Origin of the sequence: Stenotrophomonas sp., from assembly GCF_032066555.1 — a bacterium.
GTDB lineage: Bacteria > Pseudomonadota > Gammaproteobacteria > Xanthomonadales > Xanthomonadaceae > Stenotrophomonas.
Window position 1 is genome coordinate 78,857 of record NZ_DAMBKV010000005.1, and the last position, 13,853, is coordinate 92,709.

13 protein-coding genes are annotated in these 13,853 nt (G+C 60.8%); 4 read left to right on the forward strand and 9 right to left on the reverse strand.

The window, feature by feature from the left end; translation table 11 throughout:
• Positions 1–15 precede the first annotated feature (15 nt).
• The 4 genes from RT131_RS08525 to RT131_RS08540 all read right to left on the reverse strand — a co-directional run bounded on the left by RT131_RS08525 (position 16) and on the right by RT131_RS08540 (position 3,400).
• Positions 16–1,269, reverse strand: coding sequence for an efflux RND transporter periplasmic adaptor subunit (locus RT131_RS08525; RefSeq protein ID WP_313171995.1), 1,254 nt, complete (start codon positions 1,267–1,269; stop codon positions 16–18).
• Positions 1,266–2,519, reverse strand: a complete 1,254-nt coding sequence (locus RT131_RS08530; protein ID WP_313171997.1) for a TolC family protein — start codon at positions 2,517–2,519, stop codon at positions 1,266–1,268. Before RT131_RS08530 ends, RT131_RS08525 begins: the two co-directional genes overlap by 4 nt.
• Before the next feature lie 56 nt (positions 2,520–2,575).
• Entirely contained in the window at positions 2,576–2,923 is a 348-nt protein-coding gene (locus tag RT131_RS08535) for a hypothetical protein (protein WP_225764965.1), read from the reverse strand.
• Between the two features lie 105 nt (positions 2,924–3,028).
• Positions 3,029–3,400: a diacylglycerol kinase gene (locus RT131_RS08540; RefSeq protein WP_313172002.1), complete on the reverse strand. Its 372-nt coding sequence runs from the start codon at positions 3,398–3,400 to the stop codon at positions 3,029–3,031.
• 80 nt (positions 3,401–3,480) lie between these two features.
• Here RT131_RS08540 and RT131_RS08545 point away from each other — a divergent pair, with 80 nt between their 5' ends.
• The gene (locus RT131_RS08545; RefSeq protein WP_313172004.1) at positions 3,481–4,386 is read left to right on the forward strand and encodes an IS3 family transposase; all 906 of its coding nucleotides are present in this window, start codon (positions 3,481–3,483) and stop codon (positions 4,384–4,386) included.
• A 73-nt stretch (positions 4,387–4,459) separates the two neighbouring features.
• Here the strand turns inward: RT131_RS08545 and RT131_RS08550 are convergent, their stop codons facing one another.
• The 4 genes from RT131_RS08550 to RT131_RS08565 all read right to left on the reverse strand — a co-directional run bounded on the left by RT131_RS08550 (position 4,460) and on the right by RT131_RS08565 (position 7,978).
• A complete protein-coding gene (locus tag RT131_RS08550) occupies positions 4,460–6,175 on the reverse strand; it encodes a phosphoethanolamine--lipid A transferase (RefSeq protein ID WP_313172006.1) in 1,716 nt (571 codons plus the stop codon).
• Positions 6,163–6,510 (reverse strand): hypothetical protein, encoded by a 348-nt coding sequence (locus RT131_RS08555; protein ID WP_313172008.1) that lies wholly within the window; start codon positions 6,508–6,510, stop codon positions 6,163–6,165. The genes RT131_RS08550 and RT131_RS08555 overlap by 13 nt, the downstream gene beginning before the upstream one ends.
• Positions 6,511–6,731: 221 nt before the next feature.
• The gene (locus tag RT131_RS08560; RefSeq protein ID WP_062167471.1) at positions 6,732–7,052 is read right to left on the reverse strand and encodes a hypothetical protein; all 321 of its coding nucleotides are present in this window, start codon (positions 7,050–7,052) and stop codon (positions 6,732–6,734) included.
• Positions 7,053–7,360: 308 nt separating this feature from the next.
• A complete protein-coding gene (locus RT131_RS08565; protein WP_313172010.1) occupies positions 7,361–7,978 on the reverse strand; it encodes a cation transporter in 618 nt (205 codons plus the stop codon).
• Between the two features lie 105 nt (positions 7,979–8,083).
• Here RT131_RS08565 and RT131_RS08570 point away from each other — a divergent pair, with 105 nt between their 5' ends.
• Genes RT131_RS08570 through RT131_RS08580 form a run of 3 tightly spaced genes read left to right on the forward strand, consistent with a single transcriptional unit; the run spans position 8,084 to position 12,783 of the window.
• The gene (locus RT131_RS08570) at positions 8,084–8,497 is read left to right on the forward strand and encodes a helix-turn-helix domain-containing protein (RefSeq protein WP_014159616.1); all 414 of its coding nucleotides are present in this window, start codon (positions 8,084–8,086) and stop codon (positions 8,495–8,497) included.
• Positions 8,494–9,765, forward strand: coding sequence for a site-specific integrase (locus RT131_RS08575; protein ID WP_074053037.1), 1,272 nt, complete (start codon positions 8,494–8,496; stop codon positions 9,763–9,765). Before RT131_RS08570 ends, RT131_RS08575 begins: the two co-directional genes overlap by 4 nt.
• A 24-nt stretch (positions 9,766–9,789) precedes the next feature.
• A complete protein-coding gene (locus RT131_RS08580; protein ID WP_032961106.1) occupies positions 9,790–12,783 on the forward strand; it encodes a Tn3 family transposase in 2,994 nt (997 codons plus the stop codon).
• Between the two features lie 41 nt (positions 12,784–12,824).
• Here the strand turns inward: RT131_RS08580 and RT131_RS08585 are convergent, their stop codons facing one another.
• Positions 12,825–13,775 (reverse strand): integrase, encoded by a 951-nt coding sequence (locus RT131_RS08585; protein WP_313172013.1) that lies wholly within the window; start codon positions 13,773–13,775, stop codon positions 12,825–12,827.
• Positions 13,776–13,853: the final 78 nt, after the last annotated feature.

A 13,853-nucleotide genomic window follows, 5' to 3' on the forward strand; every position in this document is an offset into this window, starting at 1 on the left:
GGTGTATGAGTTCCCTTAGTGGCCGTGCTCGGCTTCGCCCTTGGCCAGTTCGGCTTTGAGCAGGAAGGCATTGGCACCTACGAGGCGCTCACTACCTGTCAGGCCGTTAAGGATTTCGATTCGATTACCTGCACGACGACCAGCGAGTACCGGCGTAGCCTGGAAACCACCCTGGACGGCAACGAAGACAACACTTCTGCCATCAACGCTTTGGACCGCATCCGCCGGCACACTCATACCTTCAGCGGCACCATCGGCGATGATGACGGCCGAAACGGGGGAGCCGGCCGGTGGCAACTTCTCCGAAATTGGTTTGGCGCGAATGGTCGCGGTGCCTCCCTGCTGCATCACATTCGCAGCGGCGGCAATCACCTCAGCTTCGAAGCTTCCGCCCGGGCCAGTCACTTCCAGCTTCATTCCGGGCACCGCGAGAGTGGCCAGTGCTGGCGGTGCAGTGAATACGAGTTCATTCATGTCCGGATTGGAAACCTCCGCAACAAGCGTTCCAGCTGAGACGACACCACCGGGCGTCACTTGGACGTTGCCAACCACGCCAGCGACAGGACTGGAGATTGTCACCCGGCCGGAACTGTCCGGAGATCCACTGGCCGCTACCTGTGCACGTGCAGCACTAGCGGCAGCATCAGCCGCCAAAGAGCGCGCGCGCGAGGCCTCCAGCTCCTGGCGAGCCACTACGCCCTGCTCGACAAGAGACTTGTCGCGGCCGTAGGCCAGGCGAATGGCTTCGGCCTCCGCCGCAGCGGCAGTGGCGGCGGCTTTGAAGGTCGCAGCTTCTCCACTGACAATGATCACCAGGGGCTGGTTGCTCTTGACGGCTGTACCCGGCGCAACAAGCACGCGCTCAACGCGGCCGGTGACCGTTGAGGCGATGGCAGCACGCCCCCCGATGGCCGGCTCGACGCGACCTGCAAGGCGGGTCGATGCGCCACCGCCGCGGCCGACAGCCACCACGCCGATGCCAGATGCCTTGATCTGGTCAGGCGTCAGCTTGACTACACCTTCCTCGGACTCCTCTTCGCCATGTTCGCCATCACCATCACCTTCACTGTGCGCCTCGGCGGAGCCCGGCTTTGCGTCAGCTGCGTGAACGTCGTGACCATCATCCTTTCCAGCCGGCTTTTCTGCCTCCGTACCGGTGGATTTGGCATCCTCCTGCGCCCCGCCACTGCATGAGGTCAGCGCGCCGGTCATCATCAAGGTAGCCAGCAGCGTCGCTCCGATGAGCGTCTTGTTTCCGTACTTGTTCATTTTGCCTCCACAAACGGTGCGCGCCCTTCAAGGCGGGCGAGGTCGATTTCTGCTGCCACCCGGCTAAGACGGGCATCCACAGCACTGCCACGCGCAGCGATCAGGGTTGATCGCGTGCTGCGCAGCTCCAATTGCGATATACGACCTGCCTCGAATCCGATGCGGGCCAGCCGATAGGCTTCATCTGCGGCCTGTACGCTTTCATCCGCTGCTCGTGCGCGGCTGTTGGATGCCTTGAGACTCGCTACCGCTCCCAAACGGGCCGCCTCACTGTCACGCCTCTGAGCCTCCAGAACCGCTTCGGCAGCACGTTGTTCCGCATAGGCCGCCTGGATCGCACCGCGGTTACGATCGAATAGGGGGATCGAAAGGCTGATGCCAACGTTGTAAGCTTGGTCGCCCGCTTGGCGGAAGCGCGTCTGAGCCACGGATGCACTCAGTTGTGGCAACGCACGCTTGCGCTCAACATCGATAAGGCGGCCGGAGGCGTCCGCTTCGGCTTGGGCGATGCGAACGGCAAGCGGGGCGGCCTCGTTGTCAATTGGGTGAGAGGGCACTCGGTCAAGCAGGCTTTCGCCGATGTCGGTCAGCGGGCTGTCCACTAAGGACACCCCGGCTAGGCGAGCAAGCGCCGCATCCCGGTAGGCCTCGGCCTCATCTAGGCTGGCCTTTGCATTGGCGACCTCGCTCCGTGCCTGCACACCGCGCAGGTTGGGCTCACGTCCCTCGCTGACCATCGCAGCTACCGCCTTGGCGTCCTGTTCAATCAAGGCCAATGCCTCGCTGGCCAACTCATATCGGCGCAGCGCAGCCTCTGCTTCGGCGTATGTCGCAGCCAGGCGACCCGCTGCGTCACTGCGCATCAGATCACCCCGCAAGCCTGCAGCCCCAGCCTCCGCACGCGCGGCGCGCACTCGGGCCCCTCGTTGACCCCAAATCTCCAGCGGCTGGGAGAGGGTGACAATGCTGTCAGCGTTTGAGAAACCTTTGTAGGGACCAGTGCCGTAGGCGTTCTCCGCTTCGATGGAGACCGTCGGATTGGGCAGTGCCCGAGCCTGTTGTACCCGCGCCTCGGCTGCCTCAGCCAGCGCGACGCCTTGGACCGTCGCAGGCATCTGGTTCAAGCGAGAAAGCAACGATTCGTAAGATGGTGCAGTTTGAGCAGCTACATGCCCGGTTGGCACCAACGCCAGCAGAACAGCGACAGCCAACCCGGTCGCTGAACGCGACCGACCCGTCAAAATCGACATAAAAACTCCCGTAAATTATCTGAGCGAACTACCCGCAAATGCGGGGCAGAGCCAGATCAGATACGGGGGGGGCGCATGGGTCCGTCGAGTCGGAGGGCGTAGACGTCCCCGTGCTCGGTACTGTGCAGCGAAATCCGGCCATCGGCGAACAGATCGTCGTGACCGGCAGCTGGGAGGCTTGCCGTTGAATGGTGGCAATGCCCATGGCCACAGGCATCGGCACTGGACGAATCCTTGCTCTTGCTCGACTCGGAGTCTGAATCACTTTGCAAGGCGTGCACATCGCCCACGCTGACCGTCGCTTCTTGCGCGCACGCCAATGCCTCGGCCACAGGCACGACCACGAACACCGCCAAAAGCAGCAGCATCAGGTATATACGAATAGCAGGCAGAGAGCGACGCATTGGGAAAGGCTAGCAACCTCTTTTGGACGGATACAATTACATAAAAACACTACGGTGGCTGTGCTTGAACGCACCCGAGCCCCGTTCAGGTCGGGACCCGGGGGATCAACCCACAAGGATAACGGCCCATGTGAGGGCGACATTGCAAAGAGCCACGAACACCGCAGCCGACCCCATGTCCTTGGCACGACCAGCCAGCTCATGGATTTCTGGACCATATCGTTCGATCACTGCCTCGATAGCGGAGTTCAGCAGCTCGAATGCCAAAACGAACAGTACGCTCCCCATGAGAAGCACTCGCTCTACCCCTGAGTTGCCCAAAAAGATAGCTGTAGGTAATGCCACCACGGCCATAACAACTTCCAACCGAAACGACGATTCATGCAGCCAAGCTGATCTCAGTCCCTGAAGAGACCAGCGAAGCGCCTCAAAGACGCGCGCAATGCTCCGCGGACGATGACCGTACATATCTGCCACTTCGATGTTTCCTTCTTTGGAGTTCCCAGGATTTCCTAGACAGAGCTAGCCTCTGTTGGGGGCGGCATTGGGAGACAGTCATGTCTGCAGGCAAGATCACCAGCAAGACCCGGCAAGCCTACAAATTCATCGATGCGCATCGGGACGAGTTCAGTATCCAGATGATGTGTCGTCTGCTTGGGGTTGCTCGAGCCGGCTACTACGCATGGCGTGAACATCCGATTTCCGATCGAGCGCAAGAAGATGCGCGGTTGCTTCGCTTGATACGTGCGTCGTTTACCGCCAGCCACGGAATTTATGGCGCCCCCAGGGTGTTTCTCGACCTGAGGGAGCACGGGGAGGCATGCAGCAAACATCGGGTTGCTCGCTTGATGCGGGTGAACGGATTGCACGCGCTGCATGGCTATCGCATACGGCACATCCCCGCTCCAAAACCTCATGTCTTGATCCCAAATTTGCTCCAGCGTCAGTTCAGCGTATCGCGCCCGAACGAGGCATGGGTGACGGATATCACCTACATCCGCACGTGGCAGGGTTGGCTATACCTGGCGGTTGTTTTGGATCTTTTCTCACGCAGGGTTGTTGGTTGGGCTGTCAGATCAACGATTCATCGAGAACTTGTTCTGGATGCCGTGATGAAAGCCGTGCGCAGCCGGCGTCCTCGCAAAACCCTTATCCACTCGGATCAAGGCTCGCAGTACGGAAGTGATGCATGGCGACGTTTCTGCAAAGACAACCACCTTGAGCCAAGCATGAGCAGACGTGCCAACTGCTGGGACAACGCGGTCGCTGAGTCCTTCTTCAGCAGTTTGAAAAAGGAACGGATCAAGAAGCGCATCTATGCGAATCGTGACGTGGCGACCTCGGACATATCCGACTACATCGATGGGTTTTACAATCCAAAACGCCGCCACAGTCATCTAGGCGGGGTCAGTCCTGACGAGTTCGAGGCAGCGCATCGCCACCCTCGGTCAGGTGTCCACTAAATCCTGGGAACTCCACTTTTGGGCCCAAGAGACGCTCACGGGGTCTTCCAACAGCGATACTCGCCGTGGTCGGCTATAGGCTGTGACCGGCGTTGCTGGTACAGCCGGAGAACAGATTTAGGCTCTCGTCTAGCACCGTCGTCCTAACCTGCATCAGGCCGAGCACAGAATGGAAGAGGTTGTCGTGGCTGGCCGGCTGCTTTGATCGGTCCCGGACACATTGAAGGTCCAGGTTGTTGCTGCTCTTCATACCATCAGACATCCACATCACCATCGGCACCTTGATCTGAGTATCAGGGGCGATAGCGTAGGGGAGCCCGTGAAGATAGACGTTCGCCTCCCCTAATGACTCGCCGTGGTCGGAGACATAGATCAGCCCGGTATCGTGACTCTTGTCCTGTTCAAGCATGCGAATTGTCTTTGCAAGGAAGTCATCTGTCGCAAGGACCGCGTTGTCATACGCATTGACGATTTCACCGCGTGTGCACTTGCCCAAGTCTGCGTTTCGGCAGTCGGGAGTAAATTTCGTCAGATCTTCCGGGTATCGCTTGAAGTAGCTGGGTCCGTGGTTCCCCAACTGATGTAGAACGACGACGACATCACCAGGGTTGTCCTCGATCGAGTCATGCAGACCTTGCAGCATAATCTCGTCACGGCATGCTTGGTCGTCGCACAGAACATCCTTGGCGGGCACGCGATAGGATTCAAATGCCAGATCAGAGCAGACGCCCTTGCATCCAGTCTGGTTGTCACGCCACAGGGTCCTGACCCCGGCACGCTCCAGAACATGCAGAAGCGACTCCGAACCTTTGATCTTGTCTCGGTCGTAGTCTCGCCGCCCGTACGCAGAGAACATACAGGGCACCGACACTTCGGTGTTTGACCCGCAGGCGGTCACGTCTGAGAAATTGACGACGTCCAACGCTGCCAACTGAGGCGTTGTCTGTCTGCCATATCCATTCAAACCCCAGTTCTGCGCACGAACCGTCTCACCTACAACGATGACCAAGAAGTGGGGCTTCGCGCCTGGCGGATGAGGCGTCATCATGGCATCGGGGCCAACCACTTGGATCGGACCGCGCTCCGCACGGGTGTCCTCTCGCACAACTTTCGCAATGGAAGCGATGTAGTTTCCAGGGTTTGCAAGGTATCTGACTTGCTTGTGATTGCGTATGAGTGATGAGAGGTCGTCGAATGACGCAATTGCCGCGCCAACGATGACAACAACCGCCATGCCAAGTAGAAGCACTCTTGCAAGTATCGCCCGCGTCACATTGGAAGAACGTTGGAGCCTTACCATGCATACCGCGATAGCTGGCACGACGCCTTTAATTAGTACCGCAAGAAAGAAGCCCCAGGTCAGCAACTCTCCGGCTTCAGCGCCGTCGGTCTTCAGCACATTTCGTACCATGCTGGCGTCGAAGTAGACGCTGTAATTGTCTGAATAGTAGGCGGCAGTAGCGGACACGACGAGAAGCAATGCAAGAACCGGCTTCACCGTCCATCGAACGCATAGCAATCCGAGAATGAGCACATTCAAGGCAGTGAGGATCGCTCCCGTAGAGATAACAAGTAGCGCACGAGCTGCTCCGTCCGCACCACTCTTCGCAATTACTTCTGCGAAGAACGCGCTGTTGAGAAAGAACGTGAAGTACATCGCCACGATGATAATCAACGTGTTGACGCCCAGCTGCGGGCCGCAGATGGGCTTGCCAAGACGGCCCAGTGGATCTGAGCCTAAGCCCCCGCGCGAACTGCCTCGGTTGAATTCTGTTTTCACGTAATGCATTGGTGATTCCTTTTTATTGACCACCGCGCGCGCTCATAGCGCACACGGCCGCCATTGCGCGTTCCTAGATGGAAATTCATCCACACATATGCAACGCCTGACACCAGCGAAGGGGCCAGGACCGCGGTCCGCAGGTTTTGGGTCAGTGACAGCAGTGCAGCCGAGATCCACATGAAGAGACGCTTGTCTGGGTGCAGCTCCGCTCCCCGACGCGGGAACAGCGAGCTTCCGGTTTCCACCATTTGGGTGGCAACCAAGGCAAATCTCGGTTCGTCGACAGGCCCCAAATCGCGCACACCAAGAGATGCGCCGATGGCAAGCACGGAGGTTGCCATCAGTAGTGCCGCTCGATCGCGTGCAGTTCGGAGATTGGTAGATGTTGAGAAGGGCATTCAGGTCGCCTTCTTCAAGGCGGCGCAGTACTGGCCGGCGACTGCACGTGCAGCTACGCGTCGGCCGAGCGCACGGAGCGCCCAGCAACAAGATGTGTTCATGGAAAGACCTACACAAAGGTGATCGCAGAAGGACTGACAGGCGCGTTGCGCCTGTTATGCGATCAAAGCCTGGGAGGTCTAATCAGCGTGTCCGGGATGTGGGACGTCATGGGCTGTTCGTAGAACGTGTGCCCGCCTTCATTTCTTGCGGCTTCGGCACTGGTGAAACCGTTGGACGCCACAAAAGTGCTGCTGTGGTGGCAGTGACCGTGACCACAAGCGGCATGCGCCTTATCGGGGTGGCCATCGCCTGGCCCTGCCACTTCCTGGTGTGACTGCTCCTCAGAGAAGCAGACCGAAGCATCAACGACAGGCACGATGATCATCACTGCGAGCAGCAGTGCCAGAGCGTAGCGCTTGGCATGGATGACAATGGAAGGCACGTGTGGCTAGGACTGATACATTTGAGGCCGGAAAGATACCTTGGGTCCCGCTCATCAGCAAGCTGACGCTTATTCATCAATCTCGCGGGCTCGAGTGGCCTCTGCGAGTCAGGTGGCCAGGCAAAAGCTGGCGCGGGAAATTGACGGAATCCGGCATCCGAAGAACAGAAAGTTAACGTTTTGCCTGAGCTTCCGCACGGTCACGCAGATTGAGCTGCGACGGATTAGGTCGGGGGCCAGCTGCGCCACGTGACAGTGCCGGGTTCAAGCGCAGCCGCCAGAGTCCGAGCTCAGTCGGCCAAGCCTGGTCATGCAGCCGTCTTGCGCGCGTCGGCACCTGCCCGGCGGGCATCACCTAAAATCTCGAAGGCTTCCTTGATCACATACAGGCCGATCAGGGCGCCGATCACGAAATCCGGGTACGGGCTGGCCAGCCACCACACCAACAGACCGGCCAGGATCACCCCAACATTGGCGACCACATCGGCCCGCGTGAACAGCCACGTCGCTCGCAGATGCACTTCGCCGGTCTTTAGCGGCGCCAGCATGCGCAGCACGGTCATATTGACCGCCAACGACAGCAGGGCGGTGCCAATCATCCAGCCGCTGACCGGCTCGGCGCCGTACATCACGCGACGGCCGACCTCAACCAACACGCCAACGCCCAGCGCCAGCAGCACACCGCCGCTGACCCAGGCTGCGTTCGCCTTGAAGCGGGCCGTGCGCCCGATGGCGACCAGGCCAATGGCGTAGGCGGTGGCGTCAGACAGCATGTCCAGCGCGTCGGCCAATAGGCCTGTGGAATGGGCAACCCAGCCGGCGATGCCGCCGATCACGGCCATCGCCGCATTCAGGGCAAGGGCGATCCAGAGCACGCGCCGCTCCTGCGCGTTCTTGGCCTCGTGGTGGCAGCCGCAATCACTCATCGGAACATCTCCAGTCGCAGGGAAGCCAGGCCCAGGCGGACCGCTGGCATGGCACAGCCGGTGAGGGTAAAGTCCGTAGCTACTACGGAGTCAAGCGCACTACGAATGAAAATCAGTGAGGCTGCCGACGCCAGTGGGTGCCATCTGGAGACCATCCGCTATTACGAGCGGATCGGCCTGCTGCCGCGCCCGGGGCGCTCGGGCAATGGCTACCGGGTCTATGGCCCGGCCGACATCGAGCGACTGCGCTTCATTGCGCGCGGCCGGGACCTGGGCTTCAGCCTGGAGGAGGTCCGCAGCCTGCTGCAGTTGGCGGGCGATGAAGAGCTTTCGTGCGGGGACGTGGATCGGCTGGCCCGCAGCCATCTGACCGACGTGCGGGCGCGCATGGCCGACCTGCAGCGCATGGCCAGCGAGCTGGAACGGGTGATTGCCAGTTGCCACGGCGGGCAGCGGGCTGAATGCACCATCCTGTCAACGCTGCGGCAGCCGGCCTCGGTGGAGGCCACGCGCCAGTGACCGAACTGGACCGCTACCTCGATGCGGCCACGCGCCAGAACACGGTGCGCAGCTATGCGTCGGCGCTGCGGCACTTTGAAGTCGAGTGGCAAGGACACCTCCCAGCGACACCGGACAGCGTGGCCCGCTACCTGGCCGCGTATGCGCAGACCCTGGCCACCAGCACCCTTCGCCACCGGCTGGCCGCCATTGCCTCTTGGCACCGCGACCACGGCTTTGTCGACCCGACCCGGTCGCCGCTGGTGCGCAAGGTGCTCAAAGGCATCCAGACCCTGCACCCGGGCCAGGTCAAGCAAGCCGCGCCGCTCCAGATTCGGCGGCTGGTCGAGCTCGATGACTGGTTGGCTGCAGCGATCGCTGCGGCGCATGCCCGGGGCGATGGAGCGGCAGCGCTTCGCCACCAACGGGACCGAGCGCTGGTGCTGCTCGGATTCTGGCGTGGCTTTCGCGGCGATGAACTGCTGCGGCTGGAAGTGGCCCATCTCACGCTGGTGCCGGGACAGGGGATGACCTGCTTCCTGCCGCGCAGCAAGGGCGATAGGCAGGCCGCCGGCGTCACCTACAAAGTGCCAGCGTTGTCGCGGCTGTGTCCGGTGGAGGCGACCCAGACGTGGCTGCAGGCGGCTGGCGTCCAAGAAGGGCCGGTGTTTCGAGCGGTCAACCAGTGGGGCCAGATAAGCGCCGAAGGCCTCCATCCCAACAGTTTGGTGCGCTTGCTGCGCGAGTTGCTGGCCAGTGCCGGGTTTGCCGATGCTGGGCTCCACAGCAGCCACTCGCTGCGCCGCGGGTTTGCCAGCTGGGCCAACGACCAAGGCTGGGATATGAAGGCGCTGATGGAGTACGTGGGCTGGCGCGATGTGCACTCGGCCATGCGTTACCTGGACGGGCGTGACCCGTTCGCCCGGGATCGCATTGAAGCGAGCCTGCCCAGCCCAACCGCGCCAGCTCCGACGATGGTGCTGCCGGCGCCCGAGGGCAAATCTGCCCTGCAGCTGCGCCTACGCCTGGTGCTGACCCCGTTTGCCCGCGCCGGCCGCGGCGCGGCCAGAGCCCGGGGTCGGATCGAAGAGATCTGCTTGGCCCCGTTCAAGGCTATGCGCCTGAACACCGCCAGCAGCGAGTACCGGTTGACTGTTCCCACCGATCCCGACCGGGATCTGGATGAAATCCTGGCCACGTTGCTCGATGACATGCACCGCATGGCCGATACGCACCAGTGTTTCCTGGAAGCGTCACTCAGTACAGACGACGGCCGGCACTGGGACTGATTCCCCTCACAACCTCCGGATCCAATGGCTACCCTTCACGAGACCGCCTACCCGCGACTGAAGCCTGATCCCACCGCCAAGGAACTGGAGGAGGTCTATACCCCTACCGCAGCTGAAATCGCCTTTGCCAAGCAGCTGACTGCCCAGCCGGGTCCGCAGCTGGCGGTACTGATCCATCTCAAGCTCTTCCAACGCTTAGGCTACTTCACGCTGTTGGCGGAGGTGCCTGAGCGGATCCGGCAGCACATCGCCAAGGCCGCACGTCTCGGCCGCGTGCTGGCCTCCGACCAGCTCGAACGCTATGACGTCTCCGGCAGCAAGCGCCGGCATATGCCACAACTTCGGCAGTTCATTGGGGTACGTCCCTTGGACAAGTCGGGGCTGGCTTGGCTGGATACGGTGGCCACCGCCGCAGCCCAGACCAAGCACACCATCCCAGACATCGTGAACGTCCTGCTTGAAGAGCTGGTGCACCATCGCTACGAACTGCCTGGCTTCCGCACCCTGGAGCTGGCCGCCATCGGTGCCCGCGAGCGGGTCAATTTGGGGTACTACCGCAGCATCAGCCATGCACTGACGCCTGCCACGCGCACGCTCATTGATGAACTGCTGCGCGCACCGGAAGGGTCCAGGTTCACCGGCTGGCACTCGCTCAAGCGCGAGCCTGGCCGCCCGACCAACAAGGAGGTCCGGTTCTATCTGCAGCACACCCGCATGCTGCAGCAGTTGGCTGAGCAGCTGCCTCCCATCGATGTACCGGTCCCCAAGCTCAAGCAATTCCGTGCAATGGCGCGGGCCTATGACGCCAGTGAGTTGGCCGAATTGGCTGCGGACAAGCGCTATGCGCTGGCCACCATCTTCATCCGCGCCCAGCATGCCAAGACATTGGACGATGCGGCCGAGTTGTTCATCAAGCAGGTGCGTGGATTGGAAAACACCGCGCAACAGAAGCTACTGGCGTATCAGCTCGAACACGCCAAACGGGCCGACTTCCTCATCGGCCAGCTCAAAGAGATCCTGCAGGCCTATCAGCTCGATGGTAGCGATAGCCAGCGCGTGGACGCGATCGACAACAGCCTGGAAGCGGAAGTGTCGACCTTGCTGGCCGAATGCGAAGAACATATGGCCTACGCTGGGAAAAACTACCTGCCTTTCATGCTGCAACCCTACGGCGCGATCAGGCCGCTACTGTTCAACGGGCTGGAGCTGATGAACTTGCGGGCGACCAGCCACGATGCTGGAATGGAGCCGTTGATCGCAGCGGTGCTGTCGCTGCGCAACCAACGCCGTGAGCTGATCGAGGTGGCTTCCCTCGGTTTGGACCCGGAAAAGGACTTCGATTGGATGTCCAAGCTCTGGCGTCAGCACGTGTTTGGCAAGCGGGCCAGTGCGGCAGGCGCAGGCTGGATGCACCGCAAGTACTTCGAGCTGGCCGTGCTGGTGCAGGTCAAAGACGAGCTGAAGTCCGGAGATCTCTTCATTCCCAGCAGCGAGCGTTTTGACGACTACCGCGAGCAGCTGGTCGATGAAGCCACCTTGGCCCAGGAACTGGAAGCCTATGGGCAGGTGTCAGGCCTGCCCACCGACGCCGCGACTTTCGTGGCTGGGTTGCGCACACAACTGACCGCCCTGGCCGATGAGGTCGACGCGCGTTTCCCGGAGAACGTGCATGCGGACATCCTGGAAGGACGTCTGGTATTGCGGAAGGGGCAACGCGCCGAAGTCTCCAGTGCAATTGCTACCGTGGACGGCCTCATCACTGAACGGCTGCCCGAGTCCAGCATCGTCGATGTTCTGATCGATGCCAGCCAATGGCTGGATCTGCACCGCTTCTTCCGTCCGATCGCCGGCACCGAGAGCCAGGTTGAAGATCTTCCTCGGCGCGTGATCACCACGCTTTTTTGCTATGGCTGCAACCTGGGCCCGACGCAGACGGCGCGGTCGATCAAGGGCTTCAGCCGGCGCCAGGTCGCTTGGCTCAATCTCAAATACGTGACCGAAGATGTGCTTGAAAAGGCCATCGTAGAGGTCATCAATACCTACAATAAATTCGACCTGCCGGGCTATTGGGGCAGCGGGAAGAGCGCATCAGCAGATGGCACCAAGTGGAGCGTCTACGAAGACAACCTCCTGTCGGAGTACCACATCCGCTACGGTGGCTATGGCGGCATCGGCTACTACCACGTGTCCGACAAATACGTGGCGCTGTTCAGCCACTTCATTCCTTGTGGCGTGCACGAGGGCATCTACATCCTGGACGGCCTGTTGGCCAACACTTCCGACATCCAGCCTGAGATTGTCCATGGCGACACGCAGGCCCAAAGCTATCCGGTCTTCGGCTTGGCCCACATGCTGGGGATCCAACTGATGCCCAGGATCCGAAACATCAAGGACCTGACATTCTTCCGGCCGGAGCCGGGAAGGGCCTACAAGAACATCCAGGCACTGTTCGGAGACAGCATTGACTGGCAACTGATCGCCACCCATCTTCACGACATGCTGCGGGTGGTCATCTCAATCCGACTGGGCAAGATCACCGCGTCCTCGATCCTGCGTCGGCTGGGCACCTACAGCCGGAAGAACAAGCTGTACTTCGCATTCCGGGAGCTAGGCAAGGCCGTTAGAACGCTGTTCTTGCTGCGCTACATTGATGACAACGAGATCCGCAAAACGATCAATGCCGCGACCAACAAGAGCGAGGAATACAACGGCTTCGTGAAGTGGGTGTTCTTTGGCAGCCAAGGGATCATTGCTGAGAACGTCCAACACGAACAGCGCAAGATCATCAAGTACAGCCAGTTGGTGGCGAACATGATCATCCTCCACAACGTGGAGGGCATGAGCCGGACGTTGGCTGAGATGCGGAAGGAGGGGATCGAACTGACGCCCGAGATCCTGGCCGGTTTGTCGCCTTATCGGACCAGTCACATCAATCGCTTTGGCGATTACCACCTGGATCTTGAAAGGGCAGTGGCGCCCTTGAGCTACACGGCCAAGGTCCTCGAACAGGCCCCATAGATGGGGAGATCACCCCCGCGACGAGAAAACAGCCTTATACGTCAGCCGCTTAGGTCAGTTCTGGCCCTGTACGTAATGATTCCCTGCCGACCCTCCAGCCCTGCCAGACGCGCGCGTTTCTGCACGATATCGGCCACGGATTTGGATGACAGGCCCACGCCAATTGTGGTGCCCCAAAGGCGGCGGAAGATCGGCCCCTCGGTCAGGCTGGCCGCGTCCAACCAGGCAGCGAGGGCATCGGCCGCTACGCCCAGGATCGGCTTGTCCGGCGTGGAGGTCGCTTTCGGTCCGTCCTGCAGGGTTTTGCCGTGCTCCAGTCGATAGATGTAGGTCCGGACATCAATGCGTCGCAGGTCGGCCATGTCGGCGGCCGCCACTTCGCTGCGACGACGGCCGCCACTGGAGAAGGCAAAGTAGAGCAGGGCCCGGTCGCGCAGACCGGTGAGGGAGTCGTCACAGGTGGTCGCGAGCGCCTCCAACTCAGTCCGGGTGATGGCCGTTTTCTTGCGCGGGCGCTCCCCGCGCTTATGCGCTGCACGACGGCCCTTGGCCAACAGCTGGCGCACTTCCGGCGTTTCGCACGGATTGTCGAGCTTCTTGAGCTGATGGGCAGCGGACAACACGGCCACCCGATGCACGACGGTGCTGAGCTTGAACGCGCCAGGCTTCTGCTTCAGTCCGGCGGTAACCAGCTGGAAATCCAGTGCCGACGGTAGCTCCCAAGTCAGGCCCGCTTTGGATCTGCGCTCCAAGTGATCGACCACGAACTGGACCACCGTAGCTGCCGGCACTGGCAGTGCAATCGACTGACCGTAACGTCCCTGAAACCAGGCCGCCCAGTAGCGCAGCGCCGCCGCATAGCTGCGGGTGGTATTCGCGGAGGTGGCCTCGGCAAAGATTTCCCGTACGGCCGCAGCGGCGTGCGCGGCGAGTTGTTCGGGCTGCAACGCGGGTGGCCGCTCGGGGAGTATCGGCGATAGTCTATTTTTCATATGTATTATGTAATGTATCGTACGAGTACAGCCACCTACTTCCGATAACTATCCCTTATCGGAAGTAGTGAATCAACC